The 20,205-nt window shown below is 41.6% G+C and carries 15 protein-coding genes and 1 pseudogene; 9 read left to right on the top strand and 7 right to left on the bottom strand.

Annotated elements, in window-relative coordinates:
- Positions 1 to 165: 165 nt before the first annotated feature.
- Positions 166 to 297 (top strand): annotated as a pseudogene (locus ACMVDV_RS21690) (aminopeptidase P family protein); the annotation flags it as partial.
- Positions 298 to 677: 380 nt separating this feature from the next.
- Entirely contained in the window at positions 678 to 1,487 is an 810-nt protein-coding gene (locus ACMVDV_RS21685) for a fascin domain-containing protein (RefSeq protein ID WP_416159634.1), read from the top strand.
- Positions 1,488 to 1,566: 79 nt separating this feature from the next.
- Here the strand turns inward: ACMVDV_RS21685 and ACMVDV_RS21680 are convergent, their stop codons facing one another.
- Genes ACMVDV_RS21680 through ACMVDV_RS21670 form a run of 3 tightly spaced genes read right to left on the bottom strand, consistent with a single transcriptional unit; the run spans position 1,567 to position 3,289 of the window.
- Positions 1,567 to 2,181 carry a flavin reductase family protein gene (locus tag ACMVDV_RS21680; protein ID WP_416159633.1) on the bottom strand — a complete coding sequence of 205 codons (615 nt, stop codon included), beginning with the start codon at positions 2,179 to 2,181 and terminating at the stop codon, positions 1,567 to 1,569.
- Between the two features lie 8 nt (positions 2,182 to 2,189).
- A complete protein-coding gene (locus ACMVDV_RS21675; RefSeq protein ID WP_416159632.1) occupies positions 2,190 to 2,924 on the bottom strand; it encodes an SDR family NAD(P)-dependent oxidoreductase in 735 nt (244 codons plus the stop codon).
- Positions 2,924 to 3,289 carry a thiol-disulfide oxidoreductase DCC family protein gene (locus ACMVDV_RS21670; RefSeq protein WP_416159631.1) on the bottom strand — a complete coding sequence of 122 codons (366 nt, stop codon included), beginning with the start codon at positions 3,287 to 3,289 and terminating at the stop codon, positions 2,924 to 2,926. The genes ACMVDV_RS21675 and ACMVDV_RS21670 overlap by 1 nt, the downstream gene beginning before the upstream one ends.
- Positions 3,290 to 3,508: 219 nt before the next feature.
- On the opposite strand from ACMVDV_RS21670, the gene ppc reads away from it, so the two are divergent.
- The 3 genes from ppc to cdd all read left to right on the top strand — a co-directional run bounded on the left by ppc (position 3,509) and on the right by cdd (position 7,842).
- Positions 3,509 to 6,154, top strand: a complete 2,646-nt coding sequence (gene ppc, locus ACMVDV_RS21665) for a phosphoenolpyruvate carboxylase (RefSeq protein WP_416159630.1) — start codon at positions 3,509 to 3,511, stop codon at positions 6,152 to 6,154.
- A gap of 341 nt (positions 6,155 to 6,495) precedes the next feature.
- A complete protein-coding gene (locus tag ACMVDV_RS21660) occupies positions 6,496 to 6,873 on the top strand; it encodes a hypothetical protein (RefSeq protein ID WP_304182606.1) in 378 nt (125 codons plus the stop codon).
- Between the two features lie 48 nt (positions 6,874 to 6,921).
- A complete protein-coding gene (cdd, locus tag ACMVDV_RS21655; RefSeq protein WP_416159629.1) occupies positions 6,922 to 7,842 on the top strand; it encodes a cytidine deaminase in 921 nt (306 codons plus the stop codon).
- Here the strand turns inward: cdd and udp are convergent.
- Entirely contained in the window at positions 7,823 to 8,578 is a 756-nt protein-coding gene (gene udp / locus ACMVDV_RS21650; RefSeq protein WP_416159628.1) for a uridine phosphorylase, read from the bottom strand. The genes cdd and udp overlap by 20 nt on opposite strands.
- A gap of 447 nt (positions 8,579 to 9,025) precedes the next feature.
- Between udp and ACMVDV_RS21645 the strand changes: the two genes are divergently transcribed.
- The 3 genes from ACMVDV_RS21645 to ACMVDV_RS21635 all read left to right on the top strand — a co-directional run bounded on the left by ACMVDV_RS21645 (position 9,026) and on the right by ACMVDV_RS21635 (position 12,377).
- Entirely contained in the window at positions 9,026 to 10,135 is a 1,110-nt protein-coding gene (locus tag ACMVDV_RS21645) for an arginase family protein (protein ID WP_416159627.1), read from the top strand.
- Between the two features lie 129 nt (positions 10,136 to 10,264).
- A complete protein-coding gene (locus ACMVDV_RS21640) occupies positions 10,265 to 10,957 on the top strand; it encodes a substrate-binding periplasmic protein (protein ID WP_416159626.1) in 693 nt (230 codons plus the stop codon).
- Positions 10,958 to 11,090: 133 nt separating this feature from the next.
- Positions 11,091 to 12,377: a hemolysin family protein gene (locus ACMVDV_RS21635; protein WP_304181173.1), complete on the top strand. Its 1,287-nt coding sequence runs from the start codon at positions 11,091 to 11,093 to the stop codon at positions 12,375 to 12,377.
- Positions 12,378 to 12,427: 50 nt separating this feature from the next.
- On the opposite strand, the gene iadA is transcribed toward ACMVDV_RS21635, so the two are convergent.
- The 3 genes from iadA to ACMVDV_RS21620 form a co-directional block, all read right to left on the bottom strand.
- Complete coding sequence (gene iadA, locus ACMVDV_RS21630; RefSeq protein ID WP_416159625.1) at positions 12,428 to 13,594, bottom strand: beta-aspartyl-peptidase; 1,167 nt, start codon at positions 13,592 to 13,594, stop codon at positions 12,428 to 12,430.
- A gap of 12 nt (positions 13,595 to 13,606) precedes the next feature.
- Positions 13,607 to 15,013: a putative basic amino acid antiporter YfcC gene (gene yfcC, locus ACMVDV_RS21625; protein WP_304181176.1), complete on the bottom strand. Its 1,407-nt coding sequence runs from the start codon at positions 15,011 to 15,013 to the stop codon at positions 13,607 to 13,609.
- Between the two features lie 163 nt (positions 15,014 to 15,176).
- Positions 15,177 to 18,152, bottom strand: a complete 2,976-nt coding sequence (locus tag ACMVDV_RS21620) for a TonB-dependent receptor domain-containing protein (RefSeq protein WP_416159624.1) — start codon at positions 18,150 to 18,152, stop codon at positions 15,177 to 15,179.
- A 339-nt stretch (positions 18,153 to 18,491) separates the two neighbouring features.
- On the opposite strand from ACMVDV_RS21620, the gene ACMVDV_RS21615 reads away from it, so the two are divergent.
- Complete coding sequence (locus ACMVDV_RS21615) at positions 18,492 to 20,192, top strand: cyanophycinase (protein ID WP_416159623.1); 1,701 nt, start codon at positions 18,492 to 18,494, stop codon at positions 20,190 to 20,192.
- Positions 20,193 to 20,205: the final 13 nt, after the last annotated feature.

Genomic DNA, 20,205 nt, shown 5'->3' with positions numbered 1-20,205 from the left:
CTCTGTTAAGAGTGATACAGCCTTGATGCCGAGCGAGAAACCGTTCGACATTTTTAATTAAGTAATTGCACTAAAAAATATAAGGCCATATTGTCCGCAAAAATAATAATGTCCCACACTTTATTTGCCGATTGGCAACAGCCACGTAATGCTACCCATATATATGTGATCACCATAGAGCAGGGTATTTATATCCCTGAATATGGTGGTGTGCGGTTAGAAGACGATATCTTGATCAACAAGGTGGGTTTTGAAATTTTAACACAGGCACCTAAACCGTTTGAGTTGGAACTATAATTATGCAAACCACCACAGTGAGCACCGTGAATGCGATACCGCAACGATTACCCGTAGCCGAGTCTATATTGATAGCAAAGTAAACGTATTAGGCGAAGCGGGTGGATGTAAATCGATATGTTTTATATACATATTAAAACACATCTCAAATTTTTATTTTTAATAACAATATCTTACTAAGGTGTAGAACTGCAACTGAGAGAGCCAAATTTTGTACAAAGCGTTGAGCTAATGTAGTGCCTTTAAATGTTTTTTGCAGCGTATAGCTATTGTTTTATCATTGCGCGGATTGTAATAAGTTGTAATGTTTTATTCCAAACAGACGTTTACGCTTATAGTGCTGTTAATCCTAGCAGCGTAAACGTCACAGGAACTCGACAATGATTACTTCAAAACTTTTATTTGTAATTTTACTTGGTGCAACATCTATAGCTCATGCTGGTACTCAGTACACAACACAACCAGCAAGCAATATTACGACAACATCGGCGCAGTTAAATGGTTATTCGGCATCTACCATTGGTTTAAATGGTGAAATCATTGATTATGGTGAAACCACCGACTATGGTTTTAGTGTTTTAGTTACACCCGCTGGAGTAAATGGCCCAGTGAGTGCACAAGTATCTAATCTAGCGTGTGGTACGCAGTATCATTTTCGATTCCATGGTGACCCAAAACCACCCAGAACAACACTGCAAGGTGAAGATCTTACTTTTACTACACTACCATGTAACCCAACAATCTTGAACGATATTTCGTTTGAAACCGGTGACCAATATTACCTAGTTGCAGAGAATAATGGTGGAGATATCGTCAATGCAAACCGTCTAGCAATTGGTCCATGGGAGCAATTTAATTTAGTTGATATTAATGGCGGTGACTTGCTAAGTGGTGACGAAATACATATCCAAACAACACCTGGATACTATTTTGTGGCAGAGCAAGGCGGTGGGGCTGCACTAAATGCAAATCGGACTGCGGCATCAATATGGGAAACGTTCACTATTGAATTACCCAATAATCCAGGGGCTTTAATTCAAAACGGTGACAATATCGCGCTTAAATCTATTAATGGGTATTATGTACAAGCGGTCAATAATGGTGGCTCTGGAACTAATGTTCTGCCTACAGTTATAGGTTGTAATGCTACATACCCTTGCTCACTAGAAATATTCAAAATAATATTTTAAGCGTGGGTCGCAATTACGAAAGTAGTTTATTCATCGGTAGTTGCGACTTTTATCAATCATTTACTGAAGCTTAGTAAATTTAAGGTGTTTTTTTTGCATAAGGTAAGCGGGCGATTGCCTGCGTTGTGTGGTAGCTATCGAGGCCACTGACGGCTACCGTATCAATTGACGCTAAATCAATAAAGCCATCTTCTTGTACTGCATTATCATCAATATGTAAGTCAATAATTTCACCAATCACAAGCTCGGTGCCATTAATTGCTAGGTGTTGGTGTTCAACTAATTGAACGGCGTATTTTAAGCGGCTTTGCGCGACAAACGGAGCGTTAAAATCGGCTAAATACTCGGTTGTTAAACCTGTGGCAGCAAATTCAGATTCATCTTTATCGTAACGGGCAGAGGTCTGGTGAGCTTGCTCGACAATCTCGCTATTCACTTGATTAATGGTGTATACGCCGGTCTCTAATATGTTTTCAAAAGTATGACGCGGCACACTATGTGGGCGCATTATCATACCTACCAAAGGCGGGTGCGCGCCTAAATGAAATACCGAGCTGACAATCGCTAAATTGGTGTTACCGAGTTTGTCTTGCGTACCGATGAGGTTAGCGCTTTTAAAGCCTGACAATGAATTGATTAAATGTGCACGAAAGCGTTGCTCTAGTTCGTTGATCTGTTGTTTTGTGAAATGCATAAAATTCCTTACCAGTTTATATGTTTGCCTTGCCAATCAAGATAAGCAGGTTGACCTATATCTGTTAGCTGCTCTGGTTGCTGTAACAGGGTATAAAGTTGCTTAGCCACAAAATCAGGGCTGAATAGTTTGCCTGCGGGAACATTTTTTTGAAATGGTTTTGATAACTCAGTATCTGTTGTGCCCGGATGAAATAGTACCAATCTCGTCTGTTTTGCCCTGCGTGCCAGTTCAATCGCTGCGGTTTTAAATAACATATTGAGTGCTGCTTTTGAGGCGCGATAGCTGTACCAGCCGCCTAAGTTATTGTCTGTAATGCTACCTACCCGAGCGCTTAAGGCCGTTATAGTACAAGGTATTTTATGGTTCAGTAACGGTGCGATTGCTTGCAGGCATAAAATGGGAGTCAGTGCATTGGTGTTGAGCAAGGTATTGAAATAATGCTCATCAATATCGTCGAGTTTTTTTTCAGGCATAGATTGCGAAAAATGTAATTGGCCATTAAAAATAATCACCTGAGTTGGAGACACCTCGCGCCCTTTAAGTAAGTTTGTTAACTCATTTAGACTTGTTTTGGAATAGTCACAAACAAACTGCTCAACAGCAATATCGACAGCTGATGTGTCAATAGAGCTGCGACTTACACAAAAAACCACAGCCTGTGGATCGTGTTTGGCAATTTCTTTTAGATACGCGCGGGCAATTGCACTGCTCGCGCCGAACATAATATAAACGTTAGTCATTATTTTATTCCGCAACTTGATTGACAAAAAATGCGTGTGATCTGTCTGCGATATTTAGCAAACAAGCGATAACCTAGATCGGCAATAAAACGTATTCCCGGCAATTGTAACAGCTTTAGCCATGAATGACGGCCAACCGTTTGCCATGCTGCAAATGTCACATCTAATCCGTAAATCATTTCACCGTTATCGCGCTGACCATGCAAAAATGCCATGGCATTTTTGCGTTTTATGTAGCTGAAGCGTTGCTCAAAATCATCTTTATTTATATCTTCGAGTATTATTTTATTGTGTGTATCAGCACGCTTAAGTGAATTCATTTCCTTAATACAAAGCGGGCAATTACCATCGTAAAAAATAATCATAGTTACTCAAAATTCATCGATTCATTATGTCTTGTTACGAAATAGAATAAGCTTTGGATCTGTTAAATTAACTGCTGGGATGATATTAATAGGGTCTTACAAATATAAAGGTAAGCAAAATGTCGATTTTTAGCACATCTCACACTCCACATTTTAAAATCGCACATTGCTTATTAATAATGCCTTTATGGTATAAATATCAACAACGGAGTATCAGGAATGAGTGAACAATATGCCGCCTTGCGTGGGAACGTTAATTTATTGGGGCAATTATTAGGCCAAACAATTAAAGACGCCCAAGGACAAGCGATTTTAGATAAAGTAGAAGAAATTCGCGCTTTAGCTAAGTCATCACGCACAGGAAACGAGCAAGACCGCCATGCCTTAATTGATGTTCTGCATGCTTTAACAGATGAAGAGTTACTGCCAGTGGCACGTGCTTTTAATCACTTTTTAAATTTAGCCAATGTTGCAGAACAATTTCACACTATTTCACGTTTTAATGATGTGGGCTTTTGCCAACTAAGCCCGTTAACACAAACTTTAAAAGCCTTAGCGAGTCACGCGCAACAGGGCAAAATAAATCCCAATGAAATTGCAGAAAGCTTAGCTAAACTGCATATCAATTTAGTGTTAACTGCACACCCAACCGAAGTAACTCGCCGTACAATTATTAATAAACACGTTGAATTAAGTGATTGCTTAGCGGCGCTTGAGCGCACCGATAACCTGCCTTATGAGCGTGAAAATATTTTAAACCGTATCGCACAGTTGATCAGCCAAGCATGGCATACAGACGACATTCGTCGTTCACGTCCAACCCCTATTGATGAAGCAAAATGGGGTTTTGCAGTTATCGAAAATAGCCTTTGGCACGCTGTTCCGCGTTTTTTACGAGACTTTAATAAAGAAGTAAAAGAGCACCTTGATCTCGAGCTGCCAAATGATTATAGCCCCGTTGAGTTTACTTCTTGGATGGGCGGCGATCGTGATGGTAATCCATTTGTAACAGCACTAGTGACGCAGCAAGTGTTAGACCATGGTCGTTGGATGGCGCTTGATCTCTATAGCCGAGATATCGATACCCTAAGTACTGAGCTTTCAATGTCGCAAGCCAGTGACGAATTAGTCGAGCTCGCCGGGCAAGATTTTGAACCGTACCGTGCGGTGTTAAAAGTACTCAAAGCGCAAGTGAGCGAAACCGTTGCGCACCTTGGTGCTAAAATTATGAATAAGCGCACCGATGCACAAGATATTGTCACTGACATTGAGCAGTTAAAACAGCCGCTTGAAGCATGTTATCGCTCATTGCTGAAAGCCAATATCGCAGTGGTCGCCAATGGCCTACTGCTTGATGTATTACGTCGTATTAATAGTTTTGGTATCCGTTTAGCTAAATTAGATGTACGCCAAGATTCATCGCGTCACAGCGATGTGTTTTCTGAATTAACTCGCTATTTAGGTTTAGGCGATTACGAGCAATGGCAAGAAGAAGACAAACAAGCATTTTTACTTGCCGAGCTTAACTCTCGACGTCCACTTATTCCTAAACATTGGCAACCAAGTGCAGACGTTAAAGAAGTACTCGACACCTTTGATGTCATTGCTAAGCAAGATGCCTCTACATTTGGTTTATACATTATTTCCATGGCGCGCACAGCCTCTGATGTATTAGCAGTACAACTGTTACTAAAAGAAAGCGGCTGTAGTTTTAAATTGCCTGTTGCGCCATTATTTGAAACCTTAGATGACTTAAACGCAGGCAGCGATGTTATCACCCAATTATTAGATAATAACTGGTACCGAGGTCAAGCTGAAGGCATACAAAACGTGATGATAGGTTACTCAGATTCAGCCAAAGATGCGGGTATGATGGCTGCAGGTTGGGCACAGTATGAGGCGATGGATAAACTAGTGCAACTGGCAGAGCAGCGCGGTATAGAATTAGTGTTATTCCACGGTCGTGGTGGCACAGTAGGCCGTGGTGGCGCACCTGCTGCGCAAGCCCTGCGCTCGCAGCCACCAGGTTCACTCAAAGGTGGCCTGCGTGTTACTGAGCAAGGGGAAATGATCCGCTTTAAATTTGGTTTGCCAAATGTTGCCCTTGAAAGCTTAAATATTTACGCCGGTGCGGTGCTTGAAAGTAATTTACTGCCGCCGCCAGAGCCTAAAGAGCAATGGCGTGATGTGATGGCGCTGATCAGCGAAAAATCATGCGAGCATTATCGTAATGTGGTGCGTTTTGATGAAGACTTTGTACCTTACTTTAGAATGGCCACTCCTGAACAAGAGTTGTCAAAATTACCACTAGGCTCGCGCCCTGCAAAACGTAATCCGCATGGTGGCGTTGAAAGCCTGCGGGCTATTCCGTGGATTTTTGCATGGAGTCAAAATCGTCTCATGTTGCCAGCATGGTTAGGTGCTTTAACGGGGTTACAAGCTGCACTTGAAAAGTACGGCGTAGCGACACTTAATGAAATGAGTCAACAATGGCCGTTTTTCCGTGCCCGCTTAGAAATGCTGGAAATGGTATTTAGTAAAGCGGACTGTTGGTTAAGTGCGCATTATGATGATGCGTTGGTTGAGGAGCAATATAAGCCATTAGGCGATAAACTGCGCCAAGAGCTTAAACAGGCGATTGCACTGGTGCAATCATTAAGCCCGCAGCAAAGCTTACTGGCTGATCAACCGTGGATCAAAGAGTCTATTGGCTTGCGTAACCCGTACACGGATCCACTTAATGTGTTGCAAGTGGAGCTGCTTAAGCGTTCACGCGAAGCGGCAGAAGGTAGCTCAGGTGACATTGATAATGCCTTAATGATCACTATGACAGGGATTGCTGCAGGTATGCGTAATACCGGTTGATTAGTTAATAATTAAGTGTGGACTTCTTTGCGGTATTTAACAGCGTGAGGGTCCATTAGTTGGTAAAGTGATCACAAACCGTGCGCCGTGCTGGTAAGGTTCGGCGCATATATTCCTAAGTAAGTTATATTTATCCCCATTAAACGCCCTATCGTTAAGCTGTTGCAGGTTATAACTTGGTTATAATAAGGTGTTTTTTTAGCACCAAAAGACATCCTTTAGTTTGAATTATCAACCTGGTCTGACCTGATTTATTGTTAGATATTGACTGTAGTGTTTTTTTATCTAGAATGTGCGCAGTTTTGCCTCTATGGCAAGTGTATTAATTACCGAGTAGTAAAATGTCAAATGTGTCTACTTGCATCACGTATGATGCATCCACGTCATTAATTATGATGACGCTCAGAGGGACGGCAAGTGCACAGGATGTGATGAACTTTTATCAAATAGCCCAGCAGTATGTAGTTATTTACGGCAGTAATAAATTACTCGTTGATGTTTCTGAGTTGACGCATAAATTTCCGGCCAGTGATTTGCTAACGATAATGCCTGCAGTATCAAATTGGTTAGCAAGTTGTTTTATTGCTAGGGTCGTTAGTTTTGACGGTTTTATGCACGATTTGTTTTTACAAAAGGCAAAACGTTTTGATCTCAAAGCAGAAAATTTCGATTGTTTTACTAGCGCTAAAAATTGGTTAGTAAATCAGCCTAGCATTTAAGCGTTGAACCTTTTAGACTAGTTAGCCATTCAATTATGAAACTAGTCTATGCCTACAACACCGACTCAAGCTGGCACTGTTTTTAGCTTCAGTGCTGAGCAACAACAACAGTTGTATCTTATAATAAAACACCATGCGGGTATTTTACCCAGCTCTGATGTGGCAACCCTATGTCAACAGCATGATCAGCCAGTGGATGCAATATTACGTGCTTGTCTTCCTATTGCAGCGCAGTTTGCCGTTGCACCTATTTCCCAGTTTTTTGTAGGGGCAATAGTGTGCGGCCTCGATTCACAAGGCGAGCAACATTTTTATTTTGGCGCGAATGTTGAATTTGCCCAGCAAGCATTAAGCTTAGTGGTTCATGCCGAGCAATCTGCTATTAATAATGCGTGGCTTAATGGTGCGAAAAAAGTTATCAAAATTGCTATCAGTGATGCACCTTGTGGTTATTGCCGTCAATTTATGAATGAATTAGCGGATGCGCAGAGCTTTGATATTCTATTGCCAAAACAGCAGTTTAAATTAGCCGACTTACTGCCTTACGCTTTTGGACCTAATGATTTAGGCAATCCGTATAGTTTGTTTAATCCCGCTCCACAACAGCATCAGTTTGTTGCAACTGCTGAACTGGATAAAACCTTGCTAAGTTGTGCGCTTAGTGCGTATGTACCTTACTCTGAAAATTACAGCGCGGTAAAAATTAGCACCTTTGCAAACGGTGATTTTTATGGCCGCTACGCTGAAAATGCCGCCTATAGCCCTAGTTTATCGCCACTGCAAAGTGCGATAAGCCAGTTACATTTAGCCGGCTTGGCGATGACGAAAGATGTTGTTAAAGGGATTGAGCTGGTACAAACGCAAGGGAAAGAAAATCAGTTAACGGTAAGCCAAGCAGTACTGGCAAGTTATACTGACTTACCGGCACTGCAAAGTATCAGCTTAGCTGTTAAGCCAGTAGCAATTTAGCAGCTTCAAGTACCACGGCGACTGATTTTTTCTCAATCTCGCCGTGATCTACATTGGGGATTTCTTGGCGAGTACGATTAACTAATACGCCGGCCACACAGGCGGCTTTTAAGCCCAGTGCTGCACACATGGTAAATAACGTTGCCGATTCCATTTCATAGTTCATTACGCCCAGCTTCTGCCATTCTTCACAACTACCTTGAAACGCTTTTGGTACATAACCTGAGTAGGTATCGTAACGCTCTTGCCCCGGGTAAAAGGTATCACTTGATGCCGTAATTCCAATATGAAAATCAATCCCTAAATGACCACAGGCATTAACCATCGCTTGGGTTGCAAAAAAATCTGATACGGCAGGAAAGCTAAGGGGTGCAAAATGCTGACTTGCGCCATCTAAACGCACAGAGGCTTGGCTGATTAAAATGTCACCTTCATTAATATGCGGTTGAATAGCGCCCGTTGTACCAATACGTAAAAACGTTTCAACGCCTAATTGTGCAAGTTCTTCTACAGCAATGGAAGTTGAGGGACCACCAATACCGGTTGAGCAGATCACCACCGAGTGACCGTTGAGTTGCCCTAAATAAACATGAAACTCACGGGTTTGAGCAAGGCATGTTGGGTTTTCAAGAAACGTAGAAATACGTGCAGCACGATCTGGATCGCCCGGCACAATAGCCAGTGTTGCACCTTGTAAATCGTTACGAGTGAGTCCTAAGTGAAATACCTTTTCCATAGTGAAGCCTTATTACTTTTGAAATTATGACTTTTGAATTTAACGTGATTCCCACATTAATTTTTAAACAGTCGTTGTCAATTTAGCATAATTACCAGAATGCGAAATGCTGTACAGGACGGATGTCCGTTTTTATAAATTAAGGTTTATTCATTGCATTTGAATAATCAAGCAGCTAGAAGAACGATGCAATAGCCATGCTGGTTGACTTGTCCGTGTAGACACTATATCTATCTTACTAAGCATATAATTTGAATTTATACGCTGTTAAAAAATAAAGGTTAACTACATGTTTTATATGAATATAAAACATTTGTTAGCAGGCGCTGTTGGCTCGGTTATGAGCATTTAGCTAAGTCGATAATGGCAAATGAAGCTTTTATTAAATTTATTTTTAGCAGCTTTCTTTTTGCATAATTACGCAAAAGAACACAGTAAGGAATCGTTATGAGCACACAATGGCAAACATTTAAAAGTAAAGTTGAACACTGTTTATGCCCACCAGGAGATGGTGTTTTTACGGTGAATACCGCAAAAGAGCGTAAAGCAGCACTGCGCATAAAACTGTATGGACAAGAAGATAATGTCGATACCTTATGGCGCGAGTCACTTGATAGCCTAAACCACAGTGAACATAAAGCGGTGACTTTAGGTATTAGCTCTGATTGTGGCGGCGGTATTTTACGTGGCGCAAACTGGGGGCCATTATTTTTACGCTCTACTTTGATTGATCAGCAGCCTCAGGCTAAGTCGTTTGATTTAGGGGATGTACGGGTTATTCCACACCTGTTACACGATAAATACCTCAATGATGCAACAATCAGTAATTGTCAAAAAGCGTTATACGACAACCCAAACAGTGAGTATTACGTAAGTCCACTATCAATTACTGAAGATGTGTGCGATAGCTTTTATGCAACGTTTACTGATAAAGGTATTTTTGGTATTGGTGGCGATCACTCAATTAGTTACCCGCTAACCAAAGCGTATTTAAAAGCCAAGCGTGCGCAAGGTAAACGCACTGCGATTATTCATTTTGATGCGCACACAGACTTATTGGTCGAGCGTTTAGGCATCGATTTATGTTTTGGCTCATGGTGTACGCATATTTTAGAGTTCTTACCTGCACCGCATCATCTAATTCAGTTTGGTATACGCTCCAGCGGTAAGCCAAAACAGCATTGGGAATCAACCTTTGGTGTAAAACAACATTGGGCCCATGAGATTATCGAACGTGGCGCGCAGGCAATAGCAACAGAGGTAATTGCGCAGCTTAAAGCTGATAATGTTGATGAGCTTTACGTTAGTTTTGATATTGATGCGTTAGATGAAGAGTTTGCATCAGCAACCGGTACGCCTGAAGGGAATGGTTTAACACCACAGCATGCATTAGATATCTTAGTCGCATTAGCGGATGAGTTTCCGATCACCGGCGCTGATATGATGGAAATAGCACCCTTTACAGATAGCTCTTTAGTTGGCCAATCAAGCTCTGAAACAACGCTACGTGAAGGCGCAAAAATCTCCGCTTTTTTAATTAATGCCATGAATCGATAGCGCTGCTGTTTTATTACATTTCAAATGGGTCAGCATTGGCTCATTTTTTATTCACTTATCAGATGATTGACGCTATATTGAACAAGCATTCACAAAGTTATGATGCGTAACGTTAAATAGTGCGAGGTAATGGTGGGTAAATGGATCTATTTAGTATTTATTATTTTTAGTGGGCAATGTGTAGCAAAGCTACATATTGTGACCGAGCATTTTCCGCCCGCGCAGTACCTTAATGATAAAGATCAACTCACCGGTCATGTTGCTGATAAAGTGCGCAAAGCGCTTGAGGCTTCATCACTTGACTATTCAATTACAGTAAAGAGTTGGACTACCGCATTTAATACGGCACTACGTGATCCACAAACCTGTATTTTTTCTGTATCACGCTCTCCTGAGCGAGAAGATCAATTACTGTGGATTGCCGAGCTGGCGCAGTTGCATACTTACTTTTATGCCTTAAACTCCAAACAGATTAACTTGCAAAATTTAGAGCAAGCTAAGCAATATCGTATTGCGGTACTTAAAGATAATTACAGCCATCAATATTTGTTATCACAAGGTTTTGAAGAGGGTAAAAATTTATTACCCATTGATAGTTTTGATAATATTTTTAAAATTGTAAGCAGCCGCAAGAATAGTATTGATTTAGTGACACTTCCTAAACAGCGAGCCGAGTTTGAGCAGCGTAAACATCCGGTAGACGATAATTTAATACCCGTCTTAAAACTTAACGTTAAACAACCCTCATTATACTTTGCATGTAATAAAGGCATTGATAACATTTCAAAATCAGAGTTAATGCGCGTATTCACCTCCTTATAGCCTTGCTAACTTCACTTAATTAACTGTTTATAAAAGAATATTTATATTAGTTAAATATAAATTGCTGTGTCTAAAAAAGAGTCTATAATCCAGCTGCTTTTGCTAATAAAAGCGCATATTTTTGGAGTTATAAATGGGTGACTTAATCGGGATTGGTTTGTTGATCTTGATCAGTGCGTTGTTTGCTATGTCGGAAATCGCCATTGCAGCATCACGTAAAATTAAATTAAGAGTAATGGCTGATGAAGGTAATGCAAAAGCCGCTGCGGTACTAAAGCTGCAAGAGCAACCTGGCGCTTTTTTTGCCATGATCCAAATTGCCTTAAATGCGATTGCTATTTTAGGTGGTATCGTTGGTGAGCAGGCACTTTCACCGTATGTAGAAAGTGTGTTAGTCATGGTTTATCAAGGCCCGTTGTTAGCGCAAATTAGCTTTTTAATTTCGTTTTTTACCATTACCTCATTATTTATTTTGTTTGCTGATTTATTACCAAAACGCTTAGCTATGATTTTGCCAGAAGCCGTTGCGGTTCGCGTAGTCACGATAATGCGTTGGGTTACCTTTGCTTTAACGCCATTAGTGATGTTTTTTAATGGCTTAACCAACGTTATTTTAAGAATATTTAAAGTACCCGCAGAGCGTGAAGATATCGTCACCACCGAAGATATAGTCGCGATGATGGATGCTGGTGCTGAGTACGGCAGCTTACAACAGCAAGAATATAACTTAATTGGTAACGTATTTGATTTAGAAGCACGCTTTTTATCCAGTGTCATGTCGCCTCGGGATCAAATAGTCTACTTTGATATTAACGAAGCCAGCGATAGTATTTCGGGAAAAATCATTGATCATCCACATAATCATTTTTTGGTGTGTAATGGCAATTTAGATAAATTAATTGGTTCAGTTGAATCTAAAGATATTCTTCGCCAAGTGCTCAAAGGCGATGCCGCCAATATTAACGACGAGATGCTCGAAAAAGAGATTTTTTATTTACCAGAAACGCTGAGTTTGTCAGAGGCATTAAATGCCTTTAAAGGTGCTGCAAAGCCCTTTGCGGTAGTGGTAAACGAATACGCACTGGTCGTGGGTATTGTCACCGTTAAAGATCTGATGAAAGGCTTTATGGGCGATTTGATCACTCATACGGGTGATGAACTGATCATCGAACGAGACGCTAACTCATGGCTAGTGGACGGCTTAACACCGATTATAGAATTAGCAAAAGTACTGGAAATAGATGAATTTCCAGATCAAATGCATTATGAAACGGTTGCCGGTTATTTAATTTTCTCGATGAAGCGCATTCCGAAACGCGCTGAGTATATTCAATATGCGGGCTTTAAATTTGAAGTGGTTGATGTAGAAGGTATTAGAGTTGAGCAGTTGTTGGTGTCAAAGGTTCCTTCAGGGCTATAAGCTATTAAGCAGTGAAGGGGCGAAAGTTCGCCCCTTCACTGCCCAATTAGTTATTCAAATGGCCCTTTAACAATCGCTTTACCTTGCTCGACCATGAGTTTGCCATTACTCCAAACATACTTTGTAGCAAGGGTTTTTTCATCCAGCAAAACTAAGTCGGCATCACTGTGAAGATGAATACTGCCTTTGTTAAGCCCGAGCACTTTTGCAGGGTTCGAGGTGATAGCCATCAGCGCGTGTTCAATACTGATGCCGCACTCATGCACGGCTTGAATGAACGACGCATGCAGTGAGGCTTCTTTGCCAACTTCAAGGCCCAATAAGTTAAACGCATCGTCAAAAATAGGTAAGCTTGCATGACCATCTGAGCTCATTGTAAGCTTAGTGGCATCTACACTATGCTCTAAACAATAAGCAAGGGCTTTTGCTGCAGCATACTCACCGTGAGCTAAATCGTACTCTGTGGTACTGGTAGTAAAATCAATGGTGCCACCGGCTTTGCAAAAGTCTATACCAGCATCTAGTAATGCTTTATTGCGATTCATATGTGTCGGGTAGAACTGAGAGAGTGATATATCAGTGCTGTTATGCACGTCATGCAAAATATCTAAATGGCTATCAATTGGGCCGACATGAATGCTAATAATGCCTTTTTTACCACTTAACATACCGGCCACTTTGGCTTCAGCGGCAAGCTCTGCGAGTTGTTGAACGGTGGGTTGGCTGCTACGGTGATCTGAAATCGCCACTTCGCCCACGCCAATAAACTCGTCAATATACATTAGGTCATTGGTTATGCTGCCGGTCAGTGTTTTAGCGGGTAGGTGATAAGAGCCGGTATGGCAAAATACATTTAGCCCCAGCTCTTTCAAGCCTTTCGCTTTTGCCACTAAGTTGGTGAGTGTGCGACTGCTTGAGTCGGTACCAAGTGCTGCAATAACGGTTGTAATACCTGCTAAGGTGGCATCGGTTAAGTTCATTTCCGGTGTGCGACTGGTAAAGCCCGCTTCGCCGCCACCGCCAGTAATATGCACCAGAGAGTCCACAAAGCCCGGTGCTAGAATACTGCCTCGGCCATCGATAATTTTTACTTCGGTATTACTTTCTAGTTTGATCTCGGTTCGAAAATCAATCACTTTAGAACCTGCGATGAGTACATCCATCTGCCCTTGAGGGCTTGGAGTATAAAGGTTTGCACCTCGAATTAATGTCAACATAGTGAAGTCTTTTTATTGATAATTGATAAAATAAGCAAGAAATATGAAGCCGCTTGCTAGTGTAAATAATGCTAATGTAAAGCGCCAAATAAAGGCAGCCCATTCGCTCCAGTCAAGTTTCACAATGCCTAAACAGCCAATCAAACTCGCTGAGGTTGGAATGAATATATTGGTTAAGCCATCGCCAAACTGAAAAGCTAATACCACAATTTGTCGTGATACATTGAGTAAATCGCCCAGGGGTGACATCAGTGGCATAGTGATGGCAGCTTGACCAGAACCTGAAGAAACAAAAAAGTTAAACACACTTTGAAACAACAACATGCCCCATGCCGCAACAAAGTCTGGTACCGCTGCAATACTACTAGCGCTATGATAAAGTAATGTATTTAAGGTTGATGGTGTATTTAAATCACTGCCACCAAGTAGTAATACCACCCCTTTAGCAAGAGCGACTAACATAGCTGCGGGCAACAATTCTTGTGCGCCATGTTTAAATGCATCTGCACTTTCATTAGCCGTTTGTTTATTAAAAATACTGGCGATAAAAGCACTGATCACACCAATACAAAAAAACTGTGCAGCCAGCTCTGGAATATAATATTGGCGCGCCATCACACCCCATACAACCCAACTAATACCGGCTATAAAAGTAATCAAGATCAGTTTATCGGCGGTATCTAATTTTATATCAGTAGGGGAGTCGCTTTGCGCGGTGTTAACGGTTCTGATCGAGTTGGCATAACGTACAGTAAAAAGTAAACCAAATAGTGTAAACACAACCCACGCGATCATTCTAAAACCTGCACCAGAAAAAACCGGTATTTCGGCAATAGATTGTGCAATTGCAATACTAAAAGGATTCATCCAAGACGTTGCAAAGCCAATTTGTGTGGCAACATACGTAGTTAAAACAGTAACCTTGGCATCATAGCCGAGCTGTTTCATTATTGGCAGTAGCACAATACAAAAAGCAATCGCTTCTTCGCCCATGCCAAATACTGCGCCACCTAATGAAAATAACACAAATAATAATGGCAGAAACAGCCATTCAATTCGTTGTGTTTTATTAATAAGCGCCATAATTCCGTTATTAATTGCGCCTGTTTTCATAATGATACCGAACGCGCCGCCGGTAATTAATATAAACGCCATGACACCGATGGTTGCGCCGTACTTGTCACCCGAGACTAAACCTTCAAACAACACATTTGCCAGACCAATTTCACCGCCTTCAGCAAACAGCGGCGTTTGCTCGCTTACAGCCACTGTTTGGTATTGAGAAAGCTCAACATTGTGGCTATCTTTTTGGGCGTTAAACATCCCGGGAGTAATAAACAAGGTTGCCAAGTAGGCAATTAATGCAACTGATAACAAGATGATACTTGCATCAGGCATAGTAAATTGTTTGTTTTTCATAATTTCACTTTTCGCAAAGACATAGGCTGCTTAGACTAAGCCGCACACCTGCTTATTTTAACACGAAGTTTATTTGAATAAGTGACCTTACTCTACAAAGCAAAGCCACTTAGTGCAATTTGGATGGTGTTACGCGCAGCGGCTAGCACTGCGCGTGTAATTTTTAAAAGCGATAGCTGACACTAAATGTATAACGCGCGCCATAAGCATTATGGTTTATAGAATCAAAACCACGACTTGAGCCGTATAGCTGTGGCGGCTCTTTGTCAAAAATATTATCAATGCGCGCTCTTAAGGTAAGGGCTTTATTGACGTAGTAACCTGCAGATAAATCCCACACAAGCCAATCGTCAACTTGATGCTTACCTTGTGAGTCAAGTTTACCTAAACTCTCCAGTTCAGCAATTTCACGGCCTCTAAGTCCTTCAATGTCATCTTCATAGCTGCTGGTATAGTTTGCGCCAAGGTTTAGGTAGTAGCTTTGTGCTTCCCAATCGATTGACATGCGACCGATGTTTTCAGGATAGCGATATGTACCCACTAACTTTTCAATTGCATCAGACCCTGGTTTATTACGCTCAAATTCAAGATAGTGAGTGCCGTCAAAAGCGAATGTTAAATCGCCACCTGAAAGCCTAAAACGGTGATCAAACTTAATATCAATCCCTGCTAATGTTTGTGTGCCGGTATTTTCAAGTGGGATAACATGGTCACGAAATAATGGTAGAAAATCCTCACCAGAGCGGGGATAAAAACCTTTAGGATTTTTACTGTTATCCTCGTTATTTTCGTTATCCTCATTATCTTCACCGATATAGTTAACTAAAATTTCATTTAGATTGGCACCATCTTGCTCGATGTTTAAACCGCTATCGTCATAGACACCACATAACCTATTATCGTAAGAAATACCTTGTTGACCTTCTGGGACAATACCGCAATGGCGCAGTGATGCATCAGTAATAGCACGATCTAGCACCGCAGTCATATTAGTATCAATCACTTCTTCGTGATCAAACTGCCAGTAATCAACGGTTAGGTTAGTATCAGCGCTTGGGCTCCAAGCAAAACCAACACTAATAGCTTCAGATTCTTCTGCTTTAAGGTTTTTATTACCAAGCTCGAGTGAGTTAACACTTACCTCTGTTCCTTGGCCCATACAATAAAGATCAGATACTGCTTGGTTAGCACCGCAATCGAAGGTTGATTGGGTGGTTCTTAATTTAACACCAGCTTGCGTAAGTGAAGGGGCACGGAATGACGTAGACCATGAGCCACGTAACACTAACGAGTCGGTAGGGCGGTAGCTTAAGCCAATTTTAGGGTTAAAGGTGCCGCCAAAATCGTCATAATGATCGTAACGTCCTGCCGCCTGTAGCTCAACTTGATCGGTCAATGAAACGCTTATTTCAGCGAACGCCGCGTATTGAGTGCGATCAGCCGCTGATAAGCTCGAACCAAAACCAAATACATCCACTAAGTAGCCGTCTTCAGGGCGTGCTTGTGAGTCAAGTGATGGAGTATCGGTCAATTCTTCACGGCGGGCTTCAACTCCAAATGATGCATAAGCGGGTAAATCATTAAAGGTGAATAGTTCACCGTTAAAGTTTGCATCCCAGCCGTATACGGTGCTTTCACCACTGCGGGTTGGCCGTGCCTGTGCCGTTGCTAAAACCGCATCGTTGGCGGCATCGCTTTGCACAAATGGATTATAAAATGGCAGTAAATCGCCAGATACACAGTTAAGGTTCGCGCCGTCGTAGTTTGCTAATGTACCGTCTGAGCATAGCTCACCAGTAATGGCAGCATGAAATTGATAGCGATTGTAAACACCATCAATGGCTTCTTGCTCAGAGCTTGAGCGAGAAAAGGTCACGCCTGACTCCCAGCTCCAGTCACCAACGTCACCTGCAAGACTGCTCACTAAGCGGAAGTTTTTAGTTTCTACTTCAACAGTACGAGGGGCATTAAAACGCGCATCAAAGCCAAAGCCATAAACTTCGCGGCCAGCTTGCGTATCAAATGGGTCAATATACAACTGATCGATCAAATCATTACTGCCATCTGCATTATCATAAATGAACAACGCATCTTCTAAAATGAAAGGGCCATCTTCATCATTAATTTGATTTATCGGTGAGGGTGACGAGTACGCTTTTGCCTTTGTTTGGCTATAGAAAAAGTCAGTATGCCACTCAAGACCGCCTAAGCTGCTATTGAACATAAAACCAGTCGAGAGACTCTCAAATGGCGTATCCAGATAATCGTCTTGATTTGGGTAATAGGCACAAATGTCTTCGCCAAATTCAGTTGTAACTAATTCAGTTTGGCAATTTGGCGCTGGCAATTCATTCCCATCACGCGAGCTGTAATAATAAATATTTGGTGCGTTTTCAAGTTTTGGTAAGTACGAATAACTATTCACTAGTGGCGATGATGCCGTGAAATCACGATCGGTGGCTTTAAAGGCGTTACGGTCAAAAATATCGGCAAAAACCGTTAAGTTACTCTCACCAATTTTTGTACCGTATACTAGGTTAAGTTGTTTTTTACCTTCATCATGACTGTTAAAGCTGTTTGCGTAGGATGCGTTTACTTCAGCGCCTTCAAAGTCATCTTTTAAAATATAGTTAATTACACCTGCTACGGCATCTGCACCGTAAACCGCTGATGCACCGGTTGCAAGAATATCAATGCGCTCGATAGCTGCAAGTGGAATTGAGTTCACATCGACAAAGTTTTCCGTGCCAGCAGCGAATGAACTGGGCGCAACTCGGCGGCCGTTAATCAGTGTTAATGTGGCTGATGGGCCCATGCCACGAAGACTTGCAGCAGATTGCCCCGCAGGGGTTGAGGTTGACGTGCCACCGCTTTCTGAGGTGGAAAAAGTGCCGCTACCACCTTTGAATACGGACAAATCCTTTAGTAATTCGTGAATCGTGTTGGCGCCAGAGCGTTTGATGGCATCTTGATCTAATACCGTTAATGGGATCGTTCCTTCAAGATCGACGCCTTTTAAACGTGATCCGGTGACTTCTACTCGTTCAATGTTTTCAGCTTTAGTGTTTTCTTGCGCATACAAAAAAGTTGGGCAAAGCACTGCGCTTATTGCCGTTGCAATTGTTAATTGACGAAACATATGGGTTTACCTTTGTCTTTATTTTAAGCACAGGTGTACTGTACAGTGCTTATTTTTTGATTATTTAGACAGGGCCGTGATCGATAGACACAGTTAGCCCCTCACAGAGAATATGAGGTAGTGGCTACTCGTCAAACCACTCCGAAAGGTAGTGAGGAGAGTAGAAATATGTACACAGCGATGTTGCGTTTTTAAACATAATTCCAATCCAAAAGGTTTTTGACAAAGCTAGTATTTGGGTGCTAGCTTACTCGCGATTTAAAAGTTCCTTATTTTTATAGCAAGCATAAAGTTTTACTGCAAGCTATTTTTTATCATTTTTTACATGAGTATAACATTATGGAAAACTTTCGGGAACATCTTGCAAAGAGCTCTAAATGTGGTTTTTTTGCCGCTTTTATACTGACAATAGCTGCTTTTTCGGCGAATATATCTGCAAATCAAACTGAGCAAACCTTGCTGTTAGTCGGTGGCGCCTTGACGACTTGTTCAAGTTTAAGTCCTAAAAATTGCATTGAAAAAACATCATTAATAGGAAAAAAAGCGAATCAATTTCAATTGACAGGCAAAGCACTACGAGAAATAAAAAGCCAATGGCCTGATGATAGTACTAATAATCGCAATGAAACCTTGCGGGTTTTATCAAAAATTGCCAAGCAACAGCCTGATCTCATCGATAAAGGCTCTTTACTGTGGGCTTGGCGGGATTTAGATAGCCGCTCGCTCAATAATTTAACTGACCGAGAATATAACTTTGTGACTGATATGCTGGAAGTGGCGGTTGTAGATGCTAAAGGCCAGCGCATAAAAGAAACGGTGCAAAGTAAACAAAATAATGAGCCTGCTGCTAACGATATTGTTAATTTTATTTCCGCAACCGCTAAAGTAAATAGTGAACAGCCGAGCTTATTAGCTATCACAGCATCGAGTCGCGACCCTTATGAATCGGCTGACTTTTACGAAGGCCTACTGGATTTTGATGGTATTAAAAGTACCTGGCTTGCATTAACGCCGGCATTAGCGCAAGCAATCACAACTGGACAATGTGAAAAACTAGCGCAATTTCGCCAGCAAAATATGCAGGTGTTTAATCGCCACAAAATCTACCCTGATCGTATTCAAGCAGAGCAACAATTATGCGACGCGGGTGTTGATAATTTAGTTGCAAAAATCGAATCTGCAACAGGTATTATGCTCAATGGTGGCGACCAAAGTTTAACTCGAAAAGTGTTATTTGATGATGCGGGCAAGCCGTATCCATGGTTTGATGCTATACGTACACGTCCGTTGTTGGTAGGTACAAGTGCAGGCACAGCCATTCAAAGTGGTGGCAGTAACCAGTTTGGTAGTGTTGCGATGATCACCAATGGCACTAGTTTAGCTGCATTACGCGATGGTGCGCATGCCGTTTCTGCACCGAGTGAACGTTGTGAAGATGATTGTAGCCAAGGGCTAAGCGCAGATGCATTAACTTATCAAACTAATGGTGGGTTGGGCAGCTTTAGTGCAGGTATAGTCGATACCCACTTTAGTGAGCGAAATCGTACTGTGCGTTTAGCGACATTGCTTGCAAAAACAGGGCAACAGTATGGCTTTGGTGTTGATGAAACGACAGCCTTGGTGTTGATAAAATCACAACAGAGTACGATTGTGACAGTGCTAGGTAAGCATGGGGTAGTCCATCTAAATAAGGGCAAAGATAAATACAGTTTTGATTATTCATTTTGGCCAGCCGGTGCGATTATAGATGTAACACCCCAAGGCTACCAATTAAGCCAACGTACTATAGACAGCGTTTTGCCTGCGATTAAAATGCCGCCTTTGCCGGTGCAGCGTTTTAATAACATACTTAGCGATGCTAAATTACGCTCTCTAACCCAAGCAATGTGTTTAAGTAATGAGCAGTCAGCGGTAGGCCAGCAAGATGAGTTTATAGTAACTTTAAATGCCAGCAAAAATACCCAATATCAGCGATTAAATTCAAGCCGTTATGGTTGTGCAATTACGCAACTTAACGTGACTGTTACAACGATTCAGTAAGCTTTTAGATAAG

The sequence above is a fragment of the Pseudoalteromonas sp. ASV78 genome, assembly GCF_047806705.1.
GTDB classification, from domain to species: Bacteria; Pseudomonadota; Gammaproteobacteria; order Enterobacterales; family Alteromonadaceae; genus Pseudoalteromonas; species Pseudoalteromonas prydzensis_A.
The sequence above is the reverse complement of the archived record's forward strand: the minus strand, read 5'-3'. Positions and strand labels throughout refer to the sequence as shown.

What these genes read in the sequence shown, in the direction of transcription:
- ACMVDV_RS21685 (WP_416159634.1), top strand. Translation starts at nt 678, where the DNA reads ATGATTACTTCAAAACTTTTATTTGTAATTTTACTTGGTGCAACATCT.
- ACMVDV_RS21680 (WP_416159633.1), bottom strand. Translation starts at nt 2,181, where the DNA reads ATGCATTTCACAAAACAACAGATCAACGAACTAGAGCAACGCTTTCGT.
- ACMVDV_RS21675 (WP_416159632.1), bottom strand. Translation starts at nt 2,924, where the DNA reads ATGACTAACGTTTATATTATGTTCGGCGCGAGCAGTGCAATTGCCCGC.
- ACMVDV_RS21670 (WP_416159631.1), bottom strand. Translation starts at nt 3,289, where the DNA reads ATGATTATTTTTTACGATGGTAATTGCCCGCTTTGTATTAAGGAAATG.
- ppc (WP_416159630.1), top strand. Translation starts at nt 3,509, where the DNA reads ATGAGTGAACAATATGCCGCCTTGCGTGGGAACGTTAATTTATTGGGG.
- ACMVDV_RS21660 (WP_304182606.1), top strand. Translation starts at nt 6,496, where the DNA reads ATGTCAAATGTGTCTACTTGCATCACGTATGATGCATCCACGTCATTA.
- cdd (WP_416159629.1), top strand. Translation starts at nt 6,922, where the DNA reads ATGCCTACAACACCGACTCAAGCTGGCACTGTTTTTAGCTTCAGTGCT.
- udp (WP_416159628.1), bottom strand. Translation starts at nt 8,578, where the DNA reads ATGGAAAAGGTATTTCACTTAGGACTCACTCGTAACGATTTACAAGGT.
- ACMVDV_RS21645 (WP_416159627.1), top strand. Translation starts at nt 9,026, where the DNA reads ATGAGCACACAATGGCAAACATTTAAAAGTAAAGTTGAACACTGTTTA.
- ACMVDV_RS21640 (WP_416159626.1), top strand. Translation starts at nt 10,265, where the DNA reads ATGGTGGGTAAATGGATCTATTTAGTATTTATTATTTTTAGTGGGCAA.
- ACMVDV_RS21635 (WP_304181173.1), top strand. Translation starts at nt 11,091, where the DNA reads ATGGGTGACTTAATCGGGATTGGTTTGTTGATCTTGATCAGTGCGTTG.
- iadA (WP_416159625.1), bottom strand. Translation starts at nt 13,594, where the DNA reads ATGTTGACATTAATTCGAGGTGCAAACCTTTATACTCCAAGCCCTCAA.
- yfcC (WP_304181176.1), bottom strand. Translation starts at nt 15,013, where the DNA reads ATGAAAAACAAACAATTTACTATGCCTGATGCAAGTATCATCTTGTTA.
- ACMVDV_RS21620 (WP_416159624.1), bottom strand. Translation starts at nt 18,152, where the DNA reads ATGTTTCGTCAATTAACAATTGCAACGGCAATAAGCGCAGTGCTTTGC.
- ACMVDV_RS21615 (WP_416159623.1), top strand. Translation starts at nt 18,492, where the DNA reads ATGGAAAACTTTCGGGAACATCTTGCAAAGAGCTCTAAATGTGGTTTT.